This window comes from Micrococcus sp. iso_229 (assembly GCF_058072725.1).
In genome coordinates this window covers 1,666,358-1,687,708 of the sequence record NZ_CM176514.1, presented here as the reverse complement: position 1 = coordinate 1,687,708, position 21,351 = coordinate 1,666,358, and the positions used below count along the sequence as shown (strand labels likewise).

Here is a 21,351-nt window from a genome sequence, read left to right as displayed (position 1 = left end):
GCTCGGCACTCCGGGTCGGCGCGCCTAGGCTCGGCGGCATGCGAGCACTCGTCCTCCAGTCCTACGGCGGCCGTGAGGCTATGGCCCTCACCGACGTCCCCGCCCCCACGGCCGGCGCCGGAGAGGTGCTGATCCGCACCCGCGCGGTCGGCCTCAACCCCGTCGACGCGATGCATCGCGAAGGCGATTTCAAGGCCATCGCCCCCGACGACTTCCCCACGGTCGCCGGCAACGAGCTCAGCGGCACCGTCGAGACCGTGGGCGCCGGGGTGACCGCGTTCGCCCCGGGTGACGCGGTCATCACCCGCGTGGACCCATCCGGCCACGGGGCGTTCGCCGAGCTGGCTGCGGTGCGCGCGGACTGGGTGGCCGCCGCGCCCGCCCGCATGCCCCTGACGGACGCGGCCGGCCTGCCGCTCGCCGGCCTGACCGCCCAGCAGGCACTTGGCCCGGAGCACCTGGACCTGCAGCCCGGGGAGCGGCTGCTGATCACCGGGGCCGCCGGCGGCGTCGGGCTGATCGCCACGCGCCTGGCACACCTGCGCGGCGCGCACGTGACCGTGACCGCCTCCGCGGCGGGTGAGCCGTACGTCCGCGAGGCCGGCGCCGACGCGGTGATCGACTATCGCGCCCGCACCGTCGCAGAGGGGGGCGAGCGCTTCGACAAGGTGTTCGACCTCATCGGCGGTGATCAGATGGCCGAGCTGCTCGGCTCGATCGAGCCCGGCGGCCGGCTGGTGACCATCGCGGGCCCGCCGAGCCCCGGCAGCCTTCGTGAGACCGCGCGCCCGTCGCGTCGGCCGCTGGCCGCCGTCGTCTCCCGGGTGGCCAGTGCGAAGGTGCGTCGGGCCGCGAAGAAGGCCGGGGTGACCTACGAGTTCTTCCTCATGCATCCGGACGGGGCAGGCCTGGCCGAGCTCGTCCGGCTCGTGGACGCCGGCGAGCTGGCCGTGACCGTGGACAGCCGCTACCCCCTGGCCGATTGGGAACAGGCGTTCGAGCGTCTCGAGTCCCACCATGCGAAGGGCAAAGTGCTGCTCGAGTTCTGACCGGCAGGCGCGTCGGCGCCGGCCTGCCCGGGCCGGCACCGCCTCGTACTCTGGCCTCGTGCACCCGTCTCTGAGCGAGCCCCTCACCCGACTGCCGGACGGCACCGTCAAGCAGCGCAACCCCTTCACCGGCACCGAGGTCTGGACCGTGCCCGGCCGCGGCCACCGCCCGCTCGGCCTCGTCCGGCCCGCCCCGCAGCCGCTCGACCCCGCCCAGCACGGCCGGCACTGCGCCTTCTGCGAGCACCGGATGCTGGAGACGCCGCCGGAGAAGTCACGCATCGTCTCCATGAGGGCCGACGACGGCGCCCCGGCCTGGCAGATCCTGCGGCACCCGGCCGCGGAGCGGCTCGGGGAGACGACCCCGGCCTTTCGCCGGGTCCCCAACCTCTTCGAGATCCTCAGCTACGACTACTGGCGTCTCAACCACGGCTACGAACTCCCCCCGGACGCGCGCCGCCGCCGTGACGAGTACCTGGCCACCGAGGCCGGCCGCTCCCACGTGCACGCCGTCGTCGCCGCGAAGCTGCGCGCCGCCGGCCGCTCCGCCGAGGAGGCGGCGGCGATGTCCGACGCGGAGCTGATCGCGGCGTCGGCCGCATTCTTCGGCGGCACGCACGACGTGGTGATCGCCCGGCGGCACTTCGTCGACGGCGCCGTGGACGACCACCAGCTGGCCTCCTCGGGCACCCTCACCCCGGACGAGCACCACGCGTTCCTGGCCCTGACCGCGGACGCGATGCGGGACCTCTACGCGACCACGCCCGCCGTGCGGTACGTCTCCGTGTTCCAGAACTGGCTCAAGCCCGCCGGCGCCTCCTTCGACCACCTGCACAAGCAGCTCGTGGCCATCGACGAGGTCGGCGCGCAGAACGCCGCCGCCCTGGACCGGCTGCGCGAGGACCCGCAGGTGTTCAACCACGCCGCGCTGGACGTGGCCGTGGCGCACGACCTCGTGATCGCCGCCAACGAGCACGCCGTGATGTTCGCCGGCTTCGGCCACCGGTACCCGACGGTCGAGGTCTACTCCACGAGCCCGGTGGGGCAGCCGTGGCGGCAGTCCGCGGCCGAGCTGCGCGCCGTGTCCGACCTGCTGCACGCCGCCCACGCGGCCACCGGGCCCGACGTCCCCTCCAACGAGGAATGGCACACCCGCCCGCCCGGCGCCGCGTCCCCGATGCCCTGGCGCGTGATGCTCAAGTGGCGCGTCTCCACACTCGCCGGCTTCGAGGGCGCCACCAAGATCAACGTCAACACCCTCAGCCCGTGGGACGTGCGGGACCGGGTGCTGGCGCGGCTGCGGGAGCTGCGGACGGCGGGCGCGCTCGCGGACGGAATGCGGATCGGGGCCGACGCACGGGTCCGGCCGGGCGCCCTGCGGTACGCCGACTGAACGGCGAGGCTCACCCCTCCGCGCGGTCGGTAGCGTGGGCGCCATGGCCCTCCACCTGCAGCGCTACCGCGAGATCGCCCACGTCATGGCCCGCAACGGCCTCATGGCCACGGCCGTGCAGGCCGGGCTCTCCCGGTGGCTGCCCCTCGAGGAGGGGGAGCCGCACCTGGGCATCGACGCCGAGGCCCGCCCCGAGCTGTTCGTGCGCACGTTCGAGGAGCTGGGCGTCACCTTCGTCAAGCTCGGGCAGCTGATCTCGGCGCGCCCGGACCTGTTCCCCGAGGCCTACTGCGCGGCATTCGCCCGTCTCACAGACAGCACGACGGCGGTGCCCTTCGAGGCCGTCGCACGGACGGTCGAGGAGGACCTCGGCGCCGACGTCGACACCCTGTTCGCCTGGTTCGACCGGGCACCCCTGGCCACCGCCTCCATCGGGCAGGCCCACCGTGCGCGCCTGCATGACGGGCGCGCCGTCGTCGTGAAGGTCCGCAAGCCAGGTGTGGTGGAGCAGGTCCAGGCGGACCTGGAGATCCTGCGGACGCTGGCGGCCACATGGTCGCGGGCCTCACGGACCGTCGCCGACCTGGACGTACCGACCATGGTGGACGAGTTCGACCGCTCCCTGCGCGCCGAGCTCGACTACGTGGTGGAGGCGCGGGCCTGCGAGGAGATCGCCGCCGGCTTCCGGGACACCCCGGGCGTGCGGTTCCCTTGGATCGAGTGGGACCTGACCACCTCGCGCGTGCTGACCATGCAGGAGCTCTCCGGGCTGCGCGTGGACGATCTGGCCGGACTCGACGCCGCCGGCATCGACCGGGAGGAGCTGGCGTACCGGGCCGCCGAGGTGCTGCTGGCCATGGTGTTCGAGCACGGCGTGTTCCACGCGGACCCGCACCCGGGCAACCTGTTCATCGAGCCGGACGGGACCGTCGGGTTCATCGACTTCGGCTCCGTCGGGCGGATCTCCCCGTCCCTCCGGCGCCGGTTCGCGGGCCTGGCCATGGCGCTGGCCCGGCAGGACACCGACGGGCTGGTGCGGGCCCTGCTGGACATCGCCCCGCCGCGCGGCCCGGTGGACCGCCGTCGGCTCCGGCTGGAGGTGGCCCGGATCATCGGCCGCCTCGAGGGGCGCGAGCTCGAGGACATCCGCGTGGCGCAGCTGGTCTCGGAGATCTTCGCCCTCGTGCGGCGTCACCGGCTGTCCCTGCCGCCCGAGCTCGTGCAGCTGCTGCGGATGCTGATCATCGTGGACGGCATCGGCCGCCGCCTGCACCCCGGCTTCGACTACACCCGCGTGCTCGACCCCTTCGCCCTGCGCCTCGTGGGGGAGCACCTCGACCCCCGGCGGGTGGCGGGCCGGATCGGCCGGGCCACGATCGCGGCGGCCGAGCTCGGCATCGACCTGCCGGAGTACGCCCGCAAGGTGATGGAACGCATCGACGACGGCGGGATCGACGTCACCGTCCGCGCGAGCGAGCTCGAGCCGCTCGTGACGCGCCTCGAGCGGACGGGCGACCGGGTGGTGGCCGCCATGGTGGTGGCCGCGATGATCACCGGCGGCACGAACGTGCTCGTGGCGTACAAGGACCGGCTCGGCCGCTTCGCCGGGCCGGTGGTGGCCGCCGGCGGCGCCGCCCTGACCGGCGGCAGCGCCTATCTGGCCTGGATCAGCCGCCCCCGGCGTCGCCCCCGCTGAGGGCCGTGGGCGGGGTCAGTCGTCGGGATCATGCCCGCACCAGACCGGCCGCGGTGCAGGCCGTCTCGAAGTCGTCGAGGCCGAACGCCTGGATCGGGCTGACGACGCCGGCCTCGCGGGCCCGGCCTGCGGCGAGCTGCCGGGCGCCCCAGGCCATGAGGTCCCCGGTCAACGTGTAGGCGTTGGGGCCGCGCAGGTGCACGTCCGCCACGATGCGGCCGGCCGCGTCGCGCGCGATCGCCCCGACCCGGGAGCCCGTGCGGGCCCGGTCTGCGGCGTCGGGGCCACCCGGGTCGCCGGCCAGGGGCCGCAGCAGGGCCTGCACGCCGCGGGCGACGCCGGGGAGCCACCCCACCGCGCCGAGGGCGGCGGCGCCGATCTGCGTGGGCCGGGCCGGGAACCAGCCGTTGAAGACCTCGACCTCGTCCAGGCCGGGCTGCATCCGCGGCAGGAACAGGGACTCCGTGCCGCCGAACAGCACGCCGCGGCGGTCCTGCCCGTCGACCCGGAAGACGGCCGACCGGCTGGCCGGGCCCGTGGTCGCCAGCCGCCCGCCGCGCCACGTGATCGTCCGCTCGGTGAGGGCGCCCACCATCGTCTGGCGCGTCCCGTGGCTGAGGTCGACGCGCGGGTCCAGCTCGCCGTCGGCGAAGTAGCCGATCTGCAGGGACCGTGCGCGTCCACCGGCCTCCGCCAGCGCGAGCCCGCCCGCGAGCATGCCCGGCGCGTAGTCGAAGCCGAGGGCGGGCAGCAGGGTGGCGCCCGTGCGTCGGGCGGTGGCGTCCAGGTCCGCCTTGAGGTCCTTCACGAAGCCGACCTCACCGGTCGAGTCCACGTAGTGCGCGCCCCGCTCCGCGGCGGCGCGGGCGACCGGTCGGCCGTAGCGTTCGAAGGGGCCGACCGTGGAGACCAGCACATCGCCCTCCGTGACCAGGGCCCTCAGCGAGGCGGGGTCCCCGGCGTCGGCGACGGCGACCTCCAGCCCGTCGTGCCGCCTCGCCGCGTGCTGGAGCGAGTCCCGGTTCCGGCCCGCCAGCACGGGCCGTGCGCCCTGGGCCACGAGGGCGTCCACGACGAGGGATCCGGCGTAGCCCGTCGCGCCGAGCACGATGATGCGGGGGGCGTCGGGGTGGTCGAGGTGCAGGGGAGAATCCGTCATGGCCCCACGCTAGGTGTTGTGGGTCATGAGGTTCTTGGCACGAGGCCCGGGCTGAGATGAGACGAGCGGGCCCCGCCCGGCAGGATGGAAGTTCCTCAACAACCCATCCGCTGGAAAGAGCCCGCTCATGACCCACGCTAACGCACCCCTGACCCCCACCGGCCGTCTGCGCATGGTCCACCGCCACCTGAACGAGGGCATCCCGCAAGCCCATGTCGCCGCCGAGTTCCGCGTCAGCCGCCCCACGGTGGCCACCTGGGTGGCCCGCTACCGTGCCGAAGGCGAGGCAGGACTGCAAGACCGCTCCTGCCGGCCACGACGCTCTCCCGCCCAGCTCGACCCGGCCCTGGTCACCCAGATCCTCACCCTGCGGCGGGAGCGCAAGTGGTCCGCACGGCGCATCCATCACCACCTCGTCTCCGAGGGCCACCGGGTGTGTCTTCGTACCGTGGGACGGTGGCTGCACCGACTCGGGATCTCCCGCCTACGGGACCTGACCCCGGCCGGAGAAGACCTGCGCCAACGACCCCAGAAGATCACCGCGAGAGGGCCGGGGCACATGGTGCACCTGGATGTGAAGAAGATCGGGAAGATCCCAGACGGCGGCGGCTGGCGCACCCACGGACGTGAAAGTGAAGCAGGCCGTGCTTCCAAGCGTGGTGCAGGCCGGCGGGTCGGCTACACCTACCTGCACTCGGCGATCGACGGGTACACCCGCCTGGCCTACACCGAAGCGTTGGAGGACGAGCGGGCGGCCACGACCGTGAGCTTCTACTGCCGGGCGCGGGCGTTCTTCGCCGCCCACGGCATCACCGTGGACCGGGTGATCACGGACAACGGGAACAACTATCGGGCTGCGGACTTCACCGCGAAGGTGGTCTCGCTCGGGGGCCGGCATCACCGGATCCGACCCTACACCCCGCGCCACAACGGGAAGGTGGAGAGGTACAACCGGCTGATGGTCGATGAGGTCATCTACGCCCGCCCCTACACCTCAGAGCAAGCTCGGCGTGAGGCCCTGGCGGTGTGGGTGAACCACTACAACTACCATCGGCCTCATACCTCCTGCGGAGACGCTCCTCCGGCCTCGTTGGCACCGGCCCGAGTCAACAACGTCATGCCCTCCTACAGCTAGGCCGGGCACGCGGAGACCTCACGGGCTCGGCGACGCCGATCCGCGTGGGCCCCATCTCGCGCGCCTGGACCGGCGGACCCGGACAAGGCGAGCCTGGTCCGGCACCCGCCTGCAGGGGCAGACTCGGAGGATGACCCGTACCCCGCCCGCCGTCGCCCCGCCCGCCCACTCCGCCTCGCCCGCCGCCGAGACCGGCGGCGAGAGCCTGCTGACCGTCCTGATCGCCCTCGGCGTGAACACGGTGATCGCCGTCGTCAAGTCGATCGTGGGCGCGGTCACCGGCTCAGCCGCGATGGTGGCGGAGGCCGCGCACTCCTGGGCCGACGCCGGCAATGAGGTCTTCCTGCTCCTGGCGGAGCGTCGGGCCGGCCGAGCCCCCGACGCGCGGCACCCGCTGGGCTACGGGCGCGCGGCCTACGTGTGGTCGATGGTCGCGGCCTTCGGCCTGTTCGCGGTGGGCTCGGCGGTCTCGGTCTGGCACGGGATCACGGCCTGGTCCGCCCCCGAGGAGGAGGCGGAGTACACGATCGCGTACATCGTGCTCGCCGTCGCGTTCGTGCTCGAGGGCATCTCCTTCCTGAACGCGCACCGGCGCGTCCGCCGCGACGCGGAGCGGCGGCACATCAGCGATGCCACGTTCCTGCGCCAGACCTCGGACCCCACCCTGCGCGCCGTGTGGGTGGAGGACGCCTCGGCCCTGATCGGCCTGGCCATCGCGGCGGGCGCCCTCGCCCTGCACCAGCTCACCGGGGACCCCCGGTGGGACGCCGCCGGCTCGATCCTCGTGGGCGTGCTGCTCGGGGTCGTCGCGATCTTCCTGCTCTCGCGGAACATGGCGTTCCTCGTCGGCGAGGTCGCCGACCCGGTGGTCCGGACCCGGGTGCTGCGCTGGCTGCTGGAGCGGCCCGAGGTGCTCTCCGTGAGCTACCTGCACCTGGAGTACGTCGGCCCGGAGAAGCTCTTCGTCGTCGGGGCCGTGGACCTGGCCGGGGACGAGCGGGAGAGCGAGGCCGCGGTCCTGCTCCAGCGCGTGGAGGACGCCCTCCTCGAGCACCCGCGCGTGGCCGCCGTCGTGCTCTCCCTGTCCAACCCCGCCCACGCGCCCCTGGCCCCGGAATCGCAGAACGCCCGCGCCTGAGCCCGGGTGGCCGCCATCGTACAGTGGTCTCTCGTGACCCAGACCACCCCCGCCCCGCCGCCCGCTCCGTCCCTCGACCGCCTCCGGGAGGTGGCCCCGTACCTGTCCCGGTGGCTGGCCACCCAGGTGGAGACGCGGCACGTGCCCGGCGCCCAGGTGGCCGTGCGGCTCGGCGACGAGCTGGTGCTCTCCGCCGCGTTCGGGGTGGCCGACGAGGCCACCGGGGCGGAGCTGACCACCGGCCACCTGTTCCGCGTGGCCAGCCATTCCAAGACCTTCACGGCCGTCGCCGTGCTGCGTCTGGTCGCCGCCGGTCGTCTGCGCCTGGACGACACCGTGGCCGAACGACTGCCCGACTGTGCCGACACCCCGCTGGCCCGGGTCACCGTCCGCGAGCTGCTCTCGCACACCTCCGGCGCCATCCGCGACGGGGTGGACGCGGACCACTGGCAGCTCGAGGGCCCCTTCCCGGACGCCGACGCCCTGCGCGCGATCGTCCGGGAGCACGGCGCCACCTACGCCCCGCAGGAGCGGTTCAAGTATTCGAACATCGGGTACGGCCTGCTCGGGGCGATCATCGAGGCAGTCACGGGCCGCGGCTACGCCGAGCACGTCACGGAGGACATCCTCGTCCCGCTCGGCCTCACCGACACCCGTCCCGAGATCGACGACGACGCGGCGGGCCGGGCCGTCGTCGGCCACACCCGGGCCCACGGCCGTGGGCATCGGGTGAGCGTGGCACCGACCGCCACCGGCGCGCTGGCCGCGGCCACCGGCTTCGTGTCCACGGCGGAGGAGCTCAGCCGCTTCTTCTCCGCTCTCGCACTGGATCGGCGTGAGCTGCTGGACGAGCACGCGCTGCGCCTGATGCACCGGGCCGAGGCCTCCTTCCCGCGGGGGACCGGGACCGGCACCTACGGGCTCGGCCTGATCGGGATCAGCGTGGGCGGACGACGGCTCGTGGGCCACTCCGGCGGCTTCCCCGGGCAGATCACCCGGACCCTGGTGGACCCGGTGACCGGTCTGACCGTCAGCGTGCTCACCAACGCCGTGGACGGTCCGGCGGACGCGCTCGCGGTGGGCCTCGTCGAGCTCATCGATCTGCTCGCCCATGACGCCGCCGACGGGCAGGCGCTGCCCGCCGGCGTCACGACCGACGACCTCGACCGGCTGACCGGCCGCTACGTCTCCCTGTGGGGCGAGACGGACGTGATTCGCGCCGGTGAGCGCCTCGTGCTGATCGACCCCGGCACGCCCGGCCCCCGCGATGGGATGCACGAGCTGCGAGCGCTGGACGCCACCACGTTCCTGCCCGAGGACGAGGACGGCTTCGGCGCGTCGGGGGAGCGCATCCCGTTCGACCTCGGCGACGACGGCCGGGTGGTGAGGATGCGCGTGTCCGGGGTGAGCAGCTGGCCCGAAGAGGATTACCTCGCCCGGCGTGGCGACGCGTGGGGTCACCGCTCGGCCGCCGGCCGTGGGGTGACCGGGCAGGACTGAGCCGCCGCCTGCGGGCGAGCGGCCTCAGTCGAGGCCGGGGCGGCGGCGCGTGCGCTTCACCTCGGAGCGACGGCGTTTGGCCTCCAGGCGGCGCCGCCGGGAGCCGCGCGTCGGCGTCGTGGCCCGCCGCGGCGTCGGCGGGGCCAGGGCCTCGCGCAGCAGCGCCGCGAGCCGCTCGCGGGCGGCCACCCGGTTGCGCCACTGGGCCCGGTGCTCCGCCACGCTGACGGTGAGGACCGTGCCGGCCAGCCGGGGCGCCAGCCGCGCGAGGACGCGGGCGCGCTGGACGTCGTCGAGGGCGGAGGTGGCCGCCAGGTCCAGGCTGAGCTGGACCCGCGAGTCCGCCGTGTTCACGCCCTGACCGCCCGGGCCGGAGGCGTGGGAGAAGCGTTCGACGAGTTCGCCCGCGGGGATGATCAGCCCGCGGGGTGCGCCGGGGCCGGGGGTGACGCGCACGTCGCCGGGGCGGGGCTCAGCCACGGGGGGCCGCCGTCCGTGGTCCGCGCAGGTCCGCGAGTGCGACGAGGAGCGCGAGGGCCATGCACCCGGCCACCAGCGCGAAGGCGGCCATGAACGCCCCGTCCCAGTCGGCACTGGAGGCGACGCCCAGGAACACCCCCACGATCACGGCGGTGCCGACGGCCGTGCCGACGCGCTGGCCGGTCTGCAGGACGCCGCCGGCCGTGCCGGAGTGCCGCGGCGGGACCTCGGCCAGGCTGAGGGTCTGGTTGGGGGAGACCACCAGCCCCTGCCCGGCACCCACGATGGCGAGGGTGAGCAGCAGCCACCACGGACTCAGGCCGAACTCCCGGTTGGCCCACGCCACCCCGATGGAGCCCACGACGGCGAGCAGCGCCAGCGCGATGCCGAGGACGACGATCTTCCGGCCCGTGCGCAGCACCACGCGCCCGGCCACGGTGGACATCACGCTCGACATGACCGCCGAAGGCAGGCCGATGAGCGCGGCGTGCAGCGCCGGGTAGCCCAGCCCGTTCTGCATGAACATGGCGATCACGACGAACATGCTGGTCGAGCCGGTGAAGTAGATGGCGATCAGCAGGGCGCCGCACGCGAAGCTGCGGGTCTGGAACAGGCGCAGGTCCACCATCGGGGCGCGGCCCCGTCGTGCGTAGCGGGCCTCCCACCGCGTCCAGAGGGCGGCCAGGCCGATGCCGACGGGCACGAGCACGAACCGCCACGGCCCGAGCCCCCGGTCCAGGAACGGGAGCATGACGGCCACGAGGGCGCCGGCCAGCAGGACGACGCCGACCGGGTCCAGGTCCGGACGCCGCGCCCGCTCGGGGACGGTGCGCGGCAGCCACTGGCGGGCCACGATCAGGGCGCCGAGGGCGATGGGCACGTTCACCAGAAAGGTCGCGCGCCAGCCGAGGTCGCCGCCGAGCCACGCGATGAGCCCGCCGCTGAGCAGCGGCCCCACCGCCACGGACACCCCGACGACGGCGCCGAGCGCCCCGAACGCCCGGGCGCGGGAGGCGCCGGAGAACTCGCCCTGGATGAAGCCGGTGACCTGCGGGTTGAGCAGGCCCGCGCCCACGCCCATGACCAGGCGCGCGAGCACGAGCAGGACGCCCGTGGGCGCCAGGCCGGACAGGAGCGCACCGAGCGCGAACACGCCGAGGCCCACCATGAACAGCCGGCGTCGTCCGAAGAGGTCACCCGCCCGGCCCGCCGGCACGAGCACCATGCCGAACACGAGGGTGTAGCCGGAGATGGCCCACTGCAGCTCCGCGTCACTGGCGTCCAGGCCCCGCTGCAGGGCGGGCAGGGCCACGTTGATGCTGGACACGGCCAGCAGGGACATGAAGATCGGGATGAGGAGCACCGCGAGGATGCGCTGCTGGTGCGGGGTGAAGACCGAGGACGCGGCGCCGTCGGACGGACGCGGGGCGACGGGCATGCGGTCTCCTTCACAAGGGTGTCTCGGGCGCTCTCCAGGATCGGCCCTCGTCCCGCATCGTGCCAGGTCCGAGGGTCCTCGGCCCGGTGCGGCGCACGGAGGCCATGACCGCGACCGTCGCCCTGCCGCCCCGTCGCTCACTTCGCGTCCGCGTACGACCCCACGCTGGAGACGGTGAGCGGGAAGTCCACGGGGGCGGGACCGAACAGCAGGCGGCCGGCGGCGCTCGCGGACTCCGCCACGACCGTCCGCACGGCCTCGGCCTCCGTGGCCGGGCCGTGCAGGACGACCTCGTCGTGGACGAAGAACACGAGTTCCGTGCGCATGCCGGCCGAGCGCAGTCGACGGCGGATCTCGCCCATCCAGCACAGCGCCCACTCGGCCGCGGTGCCCTGCACCACGAAGTTCCGGGTGAAGCGGCCCTGGGAGCGCCGCCGTCGCCGGGCCGCGGACTCGGCGGCCTGGGTGCCGACGTCGGACACGGACTCCTGCCACTTCCGCCCCGGCGCGGGGGACCAGCGGCCCAGCCACGTGGACACCTGGCCGCCTCCCTCGCCGACGGAGGCCGCCCGCTCGAGCAGGCCGATCGCTCGGGGGTAGAGCCGGCGCAGGTGCGGCATGAGCGCCGCGGAGTCGCCCGTCGTCGAGCCGTACATCGCACCCAGCAGGGCGATCTTCGCGCGCCCGCGGTCGGCCAGCGCGGTGCCGGCCGCCCGGCCCTGCTCCGCCACCTCCCGGTACAGGTCGGGCGTGGTCCCGGCACGGGCCAGCGCCTCGTCGGCGGCCATCGCGGCGAGGATGCGCGGCTCCACCTGGGAGGCGTCGGCCACGGTCAGCGTCCACCCGGGGTCTGCGCGGACGGCGTCGCGCACCCCGGCCGGGACCTGCATGGCCCCACCGCCGTGGGCGGCCCACCGCCCGGTCACCACGCCGCCGACCAGGTAGGCGGCGTGGAACCGGCCGTCGTCGCCGATCCACTGGTCCAGCCAGTGCCAGCCGTTGGCCGTCCACAGCCGGGCCAGGGCCTTGTACTCCAGCAGCGGCGCGAGCAGCGCGGCCCGCGCCTCGCGTTCCGCGCCGCCGGCGTCGATCCAGTGCTTCAGGTCCCACTGCCGCGTGGACTCCACGGCCACGCCCGTCGTCTGCAGCGCCCGCAGCAGGCTGGGCTGCGAGTCGGGGCTCAGCCCGGGGGAGCCCAGGACGTCGGCGATGCGTTCGGCCAGGGCCTGCAGGCGGGCGGGACGCTCGCCCGGTGCAGGCCGGGGGCCGAGCTGCTCGGCGAGGAGCGCCTCGTGCACGCCCCGGTCCCACGGCAGACCCGCCGCCCGGATCTCTGCGGCCACGAGTGCGCCCTGCGACTCCGCCGCCGCGAGCAGCCGCAGCCGGTGGGGGTGGGCCGAGCCCTCGACGGCCGCCCGCTGCGCGGCCAGCTCCGCCGCGAGCACGGTGACGTCCGGAGCGGGGCCGGCCTCGTCCGGCAGGTCGAAGAAGGACTCCTGACCGGCGGGCACCCGCGCCGGGCGCTCGGGCTCCGTCGGGTCGGCGACCTCGAGCTGCGCCACGGGCGTGTAACGCACCCCGCTGCCCGGCGCCGTTGCCGCGTGCCGCAGGATCCGCTGGACGAGGGCCAGGTCCCAGCACCGATCCACCCGCACCCCCGCCGCCAGCCAGGCGGCGTACTCCGTCCCGACGTCGGCGAGCACCCAGCGGACCCTGCTCGGGTCCACGCCCAATCGGGAGGGCAGACCGGCCACGAGCCCGGCCACGGACCCGGCGGGGCAGGAGCCCAGGGGAGCGGCGTCTTCGCCCTCCGCGTCCAGGGCCCACCAGGTGCCGGGGCTGCCGACGGAGGCGGGGGCGGGGCCCAGGACGACGAACATGGCCCTCATTCTGCCCCGTGGCCGGGCCGTGACCCGAGGCGCGTCCGGCGTCTGCCCGGCGTGGGACCGGGCCCGGTCGCGACCACGGCGACCACGGTTTCCCCTCCTGACCCCCCGTCGCCTCGCCGTGGGCGGGGCGAGGGGCTGTGCGACTTGCACGCTCGCCGAGCGAAGAACACACTGTGCGGACGCACCGGCGCGCAGCGGGCCGTCGGGCGCCACCCAGAGAGGACCCACCATGACAGCGACCCGGTCCGGCGGCGGCGCGACGTCTCGCCTCAACGTCAAGGTGGTCGGCATCTCGGTCGCCGCCGCGCTCGGCGGCTTCCTGTTCGGCTTCGACACCTCTGTCATCAACGGCGCCGTGGACGCCCTCGCCGGGGAGTTCGGCCTCGGCGCCGGTCTCACGGGCTTCGCCGTCTCCTCGGCGCTGATCGGCTGTGCACTCGGCGCCTGGTTCGCCGGGCCGATCGCCAACCGCCGCGGCCGCGTGCCCGTGATGGTGATCGCCGCGATCCTGTTCCTGGTCTCCGCCATCGGCTCGGGCCTGGCGTTCGGCGTGGTCGACCTGATCTTCTGGCGCATGGTCGGCGGCCTGGGCGTGGGCGCCGCGTCCGTGATCGCTCCGGCGTACATCGCGGAGGTCAGCCCGGCCCATGTGCGCGGGCGCCTCGGCTCGCTCCAGCAGCTGGCGATCGTCCTCGGCATCTTCGCGGCGCTGCTCACGGACGCGCTCTTCGCGACGATGGCCGGGGGAGCGGCGCAGCCGTTCTGGCTCGGTGTCGACGCCTGGCGCTGGATGTTCATGGCCGAGGCCGTCCCGGCGGTGCTGTACGGCCTGTTCGCCCTGAAGCTGCCGGAGTCCCCGCGCTACCTGGTCGCCCGCGGTCGCACGGACGAGGCGGCCGAGGTCCTGCACGAGTTCACCGGCGTGGACCGGGTGAACCTGATGATCGAGGACATCCGGCGCTCGCTGGACTCGGAGCGCCGCGAGTCGCTGGCGGACCTGCGTGGACCGTCGGCGGGCCTGCAGCCGATCGTGTGGATCGGCATCCTGCTCTCCGTCTTCCAGCAGGCCGTGGGCATCAACGTGATCTTCTACTACTCCACCACCCTGTGGCGCTCGGTGGGCTTCGGGGAGTCGGACGCCCTCACGGTCACCGTGATCACCTCGGTCACGAACATCGCCGTGACCTTCATCGCGATCGCCCTGGTGGACCGCGTCGGCCGTCGCCCCATGCTGATCGCCGGCTCCGCCGGCATGACGGTCAGCCTCGGCCTGATGGCACTGGCCTTCTCCTTCGCGCAGACGGGCGGCGCCGAGTCCGTGTCCCTGCCGCAGCCGTGGTCCACGGTGGCGCTGGTGGCCGCGAACGCCTTCGTGGTGTTCTTCGGCGCCACCTGGGGGCCGCTGGTCTGGGTGCTGCTGGGCGAGATGTTCCCGAACCGCATCCGCGCCGGCGCGCTCGCCGTGGCCGCCGCCGCGCAGTGGGCGGCGAACTTCACCGTCTCCACCACGTTCCCGTGGCTGGCGGACATCGGCCTGACCCTCGCCTACGGCCTGTACGCGGTCATGGCGGCGCTGTCCCTGGCCTTCGTGGCGGCCTTCGTGCCCGAGACCAAGGGCAAGACGCTCGAGGAGATGAGCGACGTCGTCGTGCGCTCCCCGGGGCAGCGGCGCGCGGTGCGCGCCGAGGCGGAGCGGGACCTGCGCGGCTGACACCGCCCGTCCCGACGACGGCCCCCTCCCTGAGCTGCAGACAGGGAGGGGGCCGTGGTGTGTGCGGGGCGGGTCAGCCGGTGTCGGCGCCGGTGGCGACCTCCTCGTCGTCGCGGCGCTCCAGACCCTCGTCCTCGGAGTCCTCGATGAGACGGCCTCCGGCGATCTTGTCGACGATCAGCGCGATGGCGGCGTCGCCGGTCACGTTGGTGGCGGTGCCGAAGGAGTCGATGGCGATGTACGTGGCGACCATGAGCGCGACCTGCGGCTCGGTGAAGCCGAGCATCGAGGACAGCAGGCCCGAGGCCGCCACGATCGCGCCGCCGGGCACGCCGGGCGCCGCGACCATGGTGACGCCCAGCATGAAGATGAAGCCCACGAACACCGGGACGTCGATCGACTGGCCCGAGAGGAACAGCACCGCGATGGAGAACGAGACGATCTTCACCGTGGAGCCGGCCAGGTGGATCGTCGCGCACAGCGGGACGACGAACGAGGCGATCGGCCGGCGCACGCCGAGCAGCAGGGTCTGGCGCAGGGTCACCGGGATGGTCGCCGCCGAGGACGAGGTGCCCAGGGCCGTCGCGTAGGCCGGCAGCATCGTCTTCAGGGCCGTGAACGGGTTGCGGCCCGCGATCGCGCCGGCGACGACGTACTGGACGAGCAGCAGCACCACGGTGAGGCCGAAGACCAGCAGGATCACGCCGAGGAACGTGGTGATGACCTTGAAGACCTCGCCGGCGGCGGTCATGTTCAGGAACACGCCGAAGATGTAGACGGGCAGCAGCGGCACGATCAGGCCCATGACGACCCGCTCGATGATCGATCGCAGCTGGTCGAAGCCTTCGTGCAGGGCACCGCGCGGCAGCGTCGTCAGGCCGATGCCGAGCACGAACGCGAGCAGCAGGGCCGTCATCACGCCGAAGGGCGGGTCCATCTGCACCTCGAACAGCGGGCCGAGCAGCGCGTCCTCGGGGTTGGCCATCGCCTCGAAGGACCCGGGCGTGAGGATCAGCGGGAAGACGAGCAGGCAGACCAGCAGGGCGCCGAAGCCGCCGAACAGGGTGGAGCCGTAGGCGATGCCGCCGGTCAGGGCCAGCAGCTTCCCCGCACCCCGGCCGATGTCGCCGATGGCGGGGGCGACGAGCGCCAGGATCAGCACCGGGACGATGAAGCCCAGGAAGTTCGAGAACAGCCCGTTGAAGGTGGCGAAGGCCTGCACGAGCCAGGTCGGCGCGACCAGGCCGACGAGGACGCCGGCCACGATCGCGACGAGGATGCGGGGCAGCAGGCCGAAGCGGCGGCGGGGCGCGGCGACGGCGCCCCCGGAGTCGGGGCCGGACGCGTCGAGGGCGTCGGAGTGGGAGCGAGACATGGCCGACACGCTAGCGCAGGCCGTCCTGCCCGTCGCCCGGTCGGCAGGCCATCCGTGGCGGTGCCGGTGACCCCCGTCGTGATGCAGAACACAGGGAGCGCCACCGTCTCGGGTAACGTGCAAGAGCACGCCCGCCCCACCCGGACCGAAGGAGACGACGATGACGGTCCTGCCCCGCCCCGCAGACGCCCGGGCCGCCCAGGGGCGCGCTGCCGGCGTGGAGGCCGCATGAGCGAGTTCCTCGCCTCACGCTGGCCGGACATCCTCTTCCGGGCGTGGCAGCACGGGTGGCTCGTGCTGCAGGCGCTGGCCATCGCCACCGTGCTCGCCATCGCGCTGGCCGTGATCGCCACGCGGATCAAGGCCCTGACCCCGATCGCGAACGCCTTCACGGCCGTCGGGCTGACCCTGCCTTCCTTCGCGCTCATCGGCGTCCTGATCCCCCTGGTGGGCATCGGGACCGTCCCCGCCGTCGTGGTGGTGGTCTTCTATGCCCTGCTGCCCATCCTCCGCAACGCGCTCGTGGGTCTGCGCGGCGTGGACCCGGAGGTGCTGGAGGCCGCCCGGGGGATGGGCATGGGGCCGGTGGCGCTGTTCACCCGGGTGCGTCTCCCGCTGGCCTGGCCCGTGATCCTCACCGGCATCCGGGTCGCGGGTCAGCTCGGCATGGGCGTGGCCGCGGTCGCGGCCTACGTTCTGGGGCCCGGACTGGGCTCGTACATCTTCACGGGGCTGGTCTCCCTGGGCGGCGCCAACGCGTTGAACTACGCCCTCGTGGGCACCCTCGGCATCGTCGTCGTCGCCCTCGTCCTGGACGGGCTGCTCGTGCTGCTCGGCCGGCTCACCATCTCGAAGGGACTGCGCGCATGAGCACCGACCGTGACGCCGGGGCCGAGATCCGTCTCGAGTCCCTGACGAAGCTCTATCCGGGGCAGGACCGTCCCGCCGTGGACGCCCTGGATCTCATCATCCCCGCGGGGGAGACCGTGGTGTTCGTCGGCCCGTCCGGCTGCGGCAAGACCACCTCGCTGAAGATGATCAACCGCCTCATCGAGCCCACCTCCGGGCGGATCCTGATCGGTGGGGAGGACATCACACGCCGCGACCCCACCCGGCTGCGCCGTCAGATCGGCTACGTCGTGCAGGGTGGCGGGATGATGCCCCACCTGTCCGTCGCCGAGAACGTCGGCCTGGTGCCGCGCCTGCTCAAGTGGGACCGCCGACGCATCGCCGAGCGCGTGGACGAGCTGCTCGACCTCGTCGGCCTGGACCCGGCGATCTATCGAGACCGTTTTCCGCGCGAGCTGTCCGGTGGACAGCAGCAGCGCGTCGGCGTGGCGCGGGGCCTCGCGGCGGATCCTCCCGTGCTGCTCATGGACGAGCCCTTCGGCGCCGTGGACCCCCTCACCCGCCAGCGCCTGCAGCAGGAGATGCTCGACATCCAGGCCAGGGTGGGCAAGACCATCGTGATGGTCACCCACGACGTGGACGAGGCCGTGCTCCTGGGCGACCGGATCCTGGTGCTCGAACCCGGCGCGCACGTGGCCCAGTACGCCACCCCCGAAGAGGTCCTGGCGCGGCCGGCCACCGAGTTCGTGGCCGACTTCGTGGGGTCGGGGGCGGGGCTCAAGCGGCTGGGGCTGCGGTCGGTCGACTCGCTGCCGCTGCGCCCGATCGCACAGCACCCGACGGGCACGCCGCCGGGCGGGCCCGTGCTCGACGCGGCCACCCCGATCAGCGAGGCCCTCGCCGTGCTGGTCACGGCCCCGACGGAGGAGATCGCCGTGGTCCGTGATGGCACGGTCATCGGTCTGCTCGACTATCCGACACTGCGCGCGCACGCCCGCGCCGGCGACGAGCAGGCTCGGCCATGATCGCCCGGCTGCGTGCGGCCTCCGCCGAGGACCGCCTGCTCCTGATCGGCCTGCCGCTGCTGGTGGCCGCCCTGCTGATCGGGTGGACCGTCTGGGTGCGCGGAGCCGCCCTCGACGACGTCGAGGCCCGGCTGCTGACCTGGCCCACCGTCCTGCGCCTCACCGCCGAGCACCTGGCCCTCGTCGGCGTGTCCACCGTTCTGGTCGTGGCGACGGCCGTCCCGCTCGGCGTGCTGCTGAGCCGCCCCGCGGCCCGGCGGTTCACCCCCGTCGCCATGGGGCTGGCCAACGCCGGCCAGGCCGCTCCCGTGATCGGTGTGATCGTCCTGCTCGCCATGGCGTGGGGGTTCGGCTTCCGGGTCGCCGTCCTGGCCCTGTCCCTCTACGCGTTCCTGCCCGTGCTGGCCAACACGCTGGCCGGGCTGCGGGGCGTCGACCCCACCGTCGTCGAGGCGGCCCGCGGCATGGGCATGTCCCCGCTGCAGACCCTGCTCCGGGTGGAGCTCCCCCTGGCCCTGCCCGTGATCATGGCGGGTCTGCGGACCGCCCTGGTGCTGCTGGTGGGCACCGGGGCGTTCGCGACGTTCATCGACGCCGGCGGCCTCGGCCTGCTCATCCAGACCGGGATCGTCCTGTTCCGTTTCCCGCTGCTCGTCTCGGGGGCGATCCTCGTGGCCGCCCTCGCCCTGATGATCGAGTGGATCGGCCGCCTCGTCGAGACGCTGGCCACCCCGAGGGGGCTCGCATGACCACCCCGCGCGCGACCCTCCCGTCCCGCCGTCGCGGCCGGACCCCCGCGCGTGCCGCGCTCGCCACGCTCGGCCTGGCGGCCTCCCTGGTCCTGTCCGGGTGCGGGCTGAGCACCGCCGGCGGCTACCTGCCCTCGGGCACGCCGGCCGGCGACGTCGCCGGGATCGACCTCGAGGGCGCCCACGTGGCGGTGGGGTCCAAGAACTTCAACGAGGGCGTCGTGCTCGGCAAGATCACCGCGATCCTGCTGCGCTCCGCGGGGGCCGACGTCGAGGATCTGACCAACATGCCGGGTTCGCTCAGTGCGCGCCAGGCCCAGGTGGCCGGCGTCGTGGACGTCGAGTGGGACTACACGGGGACGGCCTGGATCACGTACCTGGGCCACACCGATCCGATCCCGGACGCCCAGGCGCAGTGGGCCGCGGTCCGGGACGAGGACGCGCAGCAGGGCCTGGTGTGGCTGCCGCCGGCCGAACTCGACAACACCTACACCTTCTCCGTGCGCCAGGACCGGGCGGAGGCGCTCGGCGTGGAGACGCTCGCGGACATCAAGGACCTCCCCACCCAGGACCAGTCCTTCTGCGTGAGCGCCGAGTTCGCCGCCCGCAACGACGGGTTCCTGCCCATGCTCGAGGCCTACGGGATCGAACGGCCCACCGGATCCCGGCTGCGCCAGATGGACATCGGGGCGGTGTTCGCCGCGGTGGCGGACGGGTCGTGCACCTTCGGGGAGGCGTACTCCACGGACGGGCGGATCGCCGCACTGGACCTGACGACCCTGCAGGACCCGCTGGGCTTCTTCCCGAAGTACAACGCGGCCCCCATCGTGCGCGAGGAGGTCCTGGCCCAGCACCCCGAGATCGCCGACCTGCTGGCGCCCGTGACCGCACGCCTGGACAACGCGACGGCCGCGCGCCTGAACGCCCGGGTGGACGTCGACGGCGAGGAGCCCACCCAGGTCGCGTGGGACTGGCTCCGCGAGGAGGGCCTGATCACCGACTGACGGTCCGCAGGCGCCGCCGACGCCGCGGGGGAGGCCCCGTTGGGGGGGGGGGGGGGGGGGGGGGGGCGTCACCCGCCGCGCGGCGCGGCGGATCAGGCCGCCGTCAGCGTGCGCGAGTACACCGTCCGGCCGACGGCGTTGATCAGACGCACCCGGAACTCGCGGCCGTCCTCGGGGATCTCGACGTGGCCGAAGTACTGGTGCTCGCCGGAGCGCGGCGAGCCCATGACCGGCCCGTGCGCCTCGAAGTCCAGGCGCGGGCCGAAGGTGCCGTCCAGCGTGTTCGGGCCGAACGATCCGGCGTTGATGGGGCCGGCCACGAACTCCCAGAACGGCTCGAAGTCGGTGAACGCCGCGCGGTCGGGGGAGTAGTGGTGCGCCGCGCAGTAGTGGACGTCGCCGGTGAGGAACACGACGTTCTTCACGCCGTGGTCCTTGATCGCCTTCAGGAGGCGGGCGATCTCCAGCTCGCGGCCCAGCGGGGCGCCGTCGTCGCCGTTGGACAGGGACTCCTGCCCCGTGCCGTCGGGGACGATCAGGCCCAGCGGCAGGTCGTTGGCGATGACCTTCCACGTGGCGGTCGACGCGCGCAGCCCGCGGATGAGCCACTGCAGCTGCTCCTCGCCCAGGATCGGGGTCTCGTGGGTCTCGAGCCCCGGGGTGTTCTCGCCCTTGTGGGTGCGCATGTCCAGGGCGAACACGTCGAGCGTCGCGCCGCGGGGGATCCTGCGGTAGATGCGGGCCGGCTCGAAGCCCGAGCCGCGGCGCAGGGCCGTGGAGTCGGCGATCGGCATGTACTCCTGCCACGCGCGGCGGGCGCGGGCGGCCAGCGTGTCCACGTCACGGACCTGGGTGTAGCGCGGGTCTTCGAGGACCTCGCGCGGCCACCAGTTGTTGGTCGTCTCGTGGTCGTCCCACTGGGCGATGACGGGGACGTCCGCGTACAGGGCGCGGAGGTTGTCGTCCATCATGTTGTAGCGGTGGCGGCCGCGGAACTCGTTCAGGGTCTCGGCGACCTTGGACGTCTCCTCCGTGACGAGGTTGCGCCAGGTGGGCTCGCCGGCCACCTCGAGGGTCTCCGGGATGGGGTTGTCCGCGTAGATCGTGTCGCCGGAGTGCAGGAAGAAGTCGGGCTTCGTGGCGTGCATCGCCGCGTAGCCGCGCATGCCGCCGATCTCCGGGTTGATGCCGTAGCCCTGCCCGGCGGTGTCCGCGGTCCACACGAAGGACTGGGCGGCGGAGGTCTTCCGGCCGAACCGCGCGCCGGGCGCCGTCGTGAAGCGGGCCACGGCCGACTCGCCCAGGCGGCCGGCCTCGTCCTCGAACGCGTACGTCACCTCGAAGCGGGTGCCGGAGGGCAGCGTGTCCGCGAGGATCTTCGCGGTGTGGTCGGTGGTCCCGTCGACCCAGCCGGAGCGCAGGGTCAGCCCGCGAGCGAAGCGGCCGCGCAGCACCTTCCCGTCCTCGTCGACCGCGCGCAGCGTGGCGTGCAGGCGCGAACGGCCGGACGAGCGCGCCCACAGCACGGCCGAGTTCGAGGTGACATCGCCGGTGGCGACGCCGGACGGCAGCGTCAGGCGGGACGCGACCAGGCCACCGGGGGTGTGGCGGGCCGGACGGGCGGCGGCGGGGCCGGCGAGGGCGGCGGGGGCGAGCACGGCGGCGGACGCCGCGGCGAGCACCGAACGGCGGGAGGTGGGGTGGGTTAGGGGTGCGGTGGTCTGCTTCACGGGGCCAGGGTGGGGCACGCAGGCGAGGCAC

17 protein-coding genes are annotated in these 21,351 nt (G+C 73.8%); 11 read left to right on the top strand and 6 right to left on the bottom strand.

The window, feature by feature from the left end; all coding sequences use genetic code 11:
- The first annotated feature begins 38 nt into the window (after nt 1-38).
- The 3 genes from AC3RKA_RS07715 to AC3RKA_RS07705 all read left to right on the top strand — a co-directional run bounded on the left by AC3RKA_RS07715 (nt 39) and on the right by AC3RKA_RS07705 (nt 4,138).
- Entirely contained in the window at nt 39-1,049 is a 1,011-nt protein-coding gene (locus tag AC3RKA_RS07715; protein ID WP_049160996.1) for an NADP-dependent oxidoreductase, read from the top strand.
- Nucleotides 1,050-1,119: 70 nt separating this feature from the next.
- Nucleotides 1,120-2,442 carry a DUF4921 family protein gene (locus tag AC3RKA_RS07710; RefSeq protein ID WP_269600512.1) on the top strand — a complete coding sequence of 441 codons (1,323 nt, stop codon included), beginning with the start codon at nt 1,120-1,122 and terminating at the stop codon, nt 2,440-2,442.
- 43 nt (nt 2,443-2,485) lie between these two features.
- Complete coding sequence (locus tag AC3RKA_RS07705) at nt 2,486-4,138, top strand: ABC1 kinase family protein (protein ID WP_269600507.1); 1,653 nt, start codon at nt 2,486-2,488, stop codon at nt 4,136-4,138.
- Nucleotides 4,139-4,166: 28 nt separating this feature from the next.
- Here AC3RKA_RS07705 and AC3RKA_RS07700 read toward each other — a convergent pair whose 3' ends face one another.
- Nucleotides 4,167-5,297 carry a saccharopine dehydrogenase family protein gene (locus AC3RKA_RS07700; RefSeq protein WP_063190259.1) on the bottom strand — a complete coding sequence of 377 codons (1,131 nt, stop codon included), beginning with the start codon at nt 5,295-5,297 and terminating at the stop codon, nt 4,167-4,169.
- Nucleotides 5,298-5,424: 127 nt separating this feature from the next.
- Here AC3RKA_RS07700 and AC3RKA_RS07695 point away from each other — a divergent pair, with 127 nt between their 5' ends.
- From AC3RKA_RS07695 to AC3RKA_RS07685, 3 genes are all read left to right on the top strand, one after another.
- A complete protein-coding gene (locus AC3RKA_RS07695; RefSeq protein ID WP_489727067.1) occupies nt 5,425-6,432 on the top strand; it encodes an IS481 family transposase in 1,008 nt (335 codons plus the stop codon).
- A gap of 130 nt (nt 6,433-6,562) precedes the next feature.
- Nucleotides 6,563-7,570 carry a cation diffusion facilitator family transporter gene (locus tag AC3RKA_RS07690; protein WP_489727066.1) on the top strand — a complete coding sequence of 336 codons (1,008 nt, stop codon included), beginning with the start codon at nt 6,563-6,565 and terminating at the stop codon, nt 7,568-7,570.
- Between the two features lie 33 nt (nt 7,571-7,603).
- Nucleotides 7,604-9,070 (top strand): serine hydrolase domain-containing protein, encoded by a 1,467-nt coding sequence (locus AC3RKA_RS07685; protein ID WP_489727065.1) that lies wholly within the window; start codon nt 7,604-7,606, stop codon nt 9,068-9,070.
- 24 nt (nt 9,071-9,094) lie between these two features.
- On the opposite strand, the gene arfB is transcribed toward AC3RKA_RS07685, so the two are convergent.
- From arfB to AC3RKA_RS07670, 3 genes are all read right to left on the bottom strand, one after another.
- Nucleotides 9,095-9,550, bottom strand: a complete 456-nt coding sequence (arfB, locus tag AC3RKA_RS07680) for an alternative ribosome rescue aminoacyl-tRNA hydrolase ArfB (protein WP_036316421.1) — start codon at nt 9,548-9,550, stop codon at nt 9,095-9,097.
- Nucleotides 9,543-10,988: an MFS transporter gene (locus tag AC3RKA_RS07675; RefSeq protein ID WP_489727064.1), complete on the bottom strand. Its 1,446-nt coding sequence runs from the start codon at nt 10,986-10,988 to the stop codon at nt 9,543-9,545. The genes arfB and AC3RKA_RS07675 overlap by 8 nt, the downstream gene beginning before the upstream one ends.
- Nucleotides 10,989-11,125: 137 nt before the next feature.
- The gene (locus AC3RKA_RS07670) at nt 11,126-12,868 is read right to left on the bottom strand and encodes a bifunctional 3'-5' exonuclease/DNA polymerase (protein ID WP_489727063.1); all 1,743 of its coding nucleotides are present in this window, start codon (nt 12,866-12,868) and stop codon (nt 11,126-11,128) included.
- Nucleotides 12,869-13,106: 238 nt separating this feature from the next.
- Between AC3RKA_RS07670 and AC3RKA_RS07665 the strand changes: the two genes are divergently transcribed.
- Nucleotides 13,107-14,588, top strand: a complete 1,482-nt coding sequence (locus AC3RKA_RS07665; protein ID WP_489727062.1) for a sugar porter family MFS transporter — start codon at nt 13,107-13,109, stop codon at nt 14,586-14,588.
- 73 nt (nt 14,589-14,661) lie between these two features.
- On the opposite strand, the gene AC3RKA_RS07660 is transcribed toward AC3RKA_RS07665, so the two are convergent.
- Nucleotides 14,662-15,963, bottom strand: coding sequence for a dicarboxylate/amino acid:cation symporter (locus tag AC3RKA_RS07660; RefSeq protein WP_489727061.1), 1,302 nt, complete (start codon nt 15,961-15,963; stop codon nt 14,662-14,664).
- 228 nt (nt 15,964-16,191) lie between these two features.
- On the opposite strand from AC3RKA_RS07660, the gene AC3RKA_RS07655 reads away from it, so the two are divergent.
- The 4 genes from AC3RKA_RS07655 to AC3RKA_RS07640 are packed head-to-tail and all read left to right on the top strand — an operon-like array spanning nt 16,192 to nt 19,590.
- Nucleotides 16,192-16,833 (top strand): ABC transporter permease, encoded by a 642-nt coding sequence (locus AC3RKA_RS07655; RefSeq protein WP_002855197.1) that lies wholly within the window; start codon nt 16,192-16,194, stop codon nt 16,831-16,833.
- Nucleotides 16,830-17,837, top strand: a complete 1,008-nt coding sequence (locus tag AC3RKA_RS07650; RefSeq protein ID WP_206480922.1) for an ABC transporter ATP-binding protein — start codon at nt 16,830-16,832, stop codon at nt 17,835-17,837. Before AC3RKA_RS07655 ends, AC3RKA_RS07650 begins: the two co-directional genes overlap by 4 nt.
- Nucleotides 17,834-18,586, top strand: a complete 753-nt coding sequence (locus AC3RKA_RS07645; RefSeq protein WP_036316433.1) for an ABC transporter permease — start codon at nt 17,834-17,836, stop codon at nt 18,584-18,586. Before AC3RKA_RS07650 ends, AC3RKA_RS07645 begins: the two co-directional genes overlap by 4 nt.
- Nucleotides 18,583-19,590 (top strand): glycine betaine ABC transporter substrate-binding protein, encoded by a 1,008-nt coding sequence (locus AC3RKA_RS07640; protein WP_136940294.1) that lies wholly within the window; start codon nt 18,583-18,585, stop codon nt 19,588-19,590. The genes AC3RKA_RS07645 and AC3RKA_RS07640 overlap by 4 nt, the downstream gene beginning before the upstream one ends.
- 92 nt (nt 19,591-19,682) lie before the next feature.
- Here the strand turns inward: AC3RKA_RS07640 and AC3RKA_RS07635 are convergent, their stop codons facing one another.
- A complete protein-coding gene (locus AC3RKA_RS07635; protein ID WP_489727060.1) occupies nt 19,683-21,320 on the bottom strand; it encodes an alkaline phosphatase D family protein in 1,638 nt (545 codons plus the stop codon).
- Nucleotides 21,321-21,351 lie beyond the last annotated feature (31 nt).